Annotated in this window: 3 protein-coding genes; all 3 read left to right on the top strand. The window is 38.7% G+C overall.

The features are described from left to right. Positions 1–913, top strand: a 913-nt coding sequence (locus GGR08_RS07910; RefSeq protein ID WP_484478978.1) for a phage major tropism determinant, incomplete at its 5' end; no start/stop codon positions are given. 13 nt (positions 914–926) lie between these two features. Continuing rightward, positions 927–1,256 (top strand): hypothetical protein, encoded by a 330-nt coding sequence (locus tag GGR08_RS07905; RefSeq protein ID WP_183194752.1) that lies wholly within the window; start codon positions 927–929, stop codon positions 1,254–1,256. 64 nt (positions 1,257–1,320) lie between these two features. Continuing rightward, the coding region (locus GGR08_RS07900) for a lysozyme (RefSeq protein WP_183194751.1) at positions 1,321–1,700 on the top strand (380 nt) is incomplete at its 3' end.

Raw genomic sequence — 1,700 nt, 5'->3', positions numbered from 1 at the left:
CTCGAGGCCATTTCTTGTAGCGACAGGAAAAAAACAACTTACGTTTAAACAAGGAACGCATATCTCTTTGAAAAAGGGAAATGAGCTGATTGTGATGAGTTACATGGAAGATACAACTATTCCAATTAATGTGAATCTTACAGGGGGTAATGATTATTACATTTATTTAGTGACTTCGTATAATAATACTGCGAAATTTGTTGTGTCATTAAATTCTACTTATCCTACAGGTTATGGATCGACGAATTGTCGAAAGATAGGAGGATTTCATACGCTTTGTGCAGATGTTGGTATTATAATAGATCATCCATTATCTGGTTATAAAGCGGGGGATATATTACCCAATTCAGTTTGGTGTTTGAATCATCGTCCGCATAGTTCGCCTGAGGGGATGGTCTATGATTATTCCACAGGTATTTGGGTTGATATTTATCTTCAGTCAGGGACAGGTGCCAATACGCGCTCGGCCTATAATGTTCCGATTACGACGAACCGTAGTTATACGGATCATGTTACAGATATGATTCGTGTAAAGAAGTCTTTACTAAGTGATAAGGAATTTATCTCTGCCCTTTATGGAAGTAATGAAAAGACAAGTATAGCAGGTAATAAATCTCCTAATCCGAAAAAGACAGGTGGCCATAAGGATACGGGAAATCGTCGTATGATCTCTCACATTGGATGTGAGGATGGTTGTGGTTATGTTTGGCAGTATTTGTTGGAGACGTTTCCTGTACAAACTTCTTCAGGTGGGGCAGGTATGAGAAGTTCCATGAATGTATTGATAGGCGGAGGGAGTTGGCAACAAGGTTTCTATAGTGGTCCATTTTATCGCAATGGTCAGTATTCTCGTGGTTTCAAGGATGACAAAATAGGAGCTCGCGGTTGTAGTCGTCCGAGTTATTTTATTTAGGGGTTTAGTGAAGATGATAGATTATCCAGAGCATTTAAATAGCAAAGATGATTATATGAATATGCTTTCCTTTGATAAGGCAGAAACGGTAAGGAGGCTAGAGGATTTATTAGCAACGCGTTTTGATTGGGTTTTTATCAAAGAGCTGAGTGAAGGAGAGGTTGGGATTGAAGATGATACACATATGGTTTGTTTGGAAACAGAAATGGCGGTTGGTTCAAATGGTGATTATATAGAAAAGCGTTTTCAGTATGAATTACAGGAAAGCGAGTATGCTATGCTTTTTAGGCTTGGTTTTTGTGTTGAAGAAGTTGAACAGTTGATCAAAGAGCATAGAGAATAGAGATCATCAGCGAAAAATTTTATGCAGTCTCACGGATGTGGGGCTTTTTTTTATGGAGGAGCCAATGAGAAAAATATCGAAAGAAGGATTAGAACTTATCAAACAATGGGAAGGTTTGCGATTGGAGGCTTATAAAGATGCGGCCTGTATTTGGACGATAGGTTATGGTCACACCAGTCATGCTGGTCAACCTCTTGTCAAAAAAGGCATGCATATTACGAAGAAGGAAGCGGAAGAAATTCTTTGTGATGATTTAAAGAAATTTGAGAAGGCAGTAGAGACATCTGTGAAGGTTTCCTTAACGGATAGTCAATTCGCGGCATTGGTATCGTTTTGCTATAATGTAGGTACCTGTGCTTTTTGCAAATCGACCTTGTTGAAGAAGCTGAATCAAGGAGATTATGAATCTGTTCCTGTAGAATTACAGAAATGGAATAAGGTAGG

The sequence above is a fragment of the Bartonella fuyuanensis genome, from assembly GCF_014197255.1.
In the GTDB taxonomy this organism is placed as follows: Bacteria; Pseudomonadota; Alphaproteobacteria; order Rhizobiales; family Rhizobiaceae; genus Bartonella; species Bartonella fuyuanensis.
Note: the sequence above shows the minus strand (reverse complement) of the source record. Positions and strands in the feature narration are given on the sequence as shown.

What these genes read in the sequence shown, in the direction of transcription:
- GGR08_RS07905 (WP_183194752.1), top strand. Translation starts at nt 927, where the DNA reads ATGATAGATTATCCAGAGCATTTAAATAGCAAAGATGATTATATGAAT.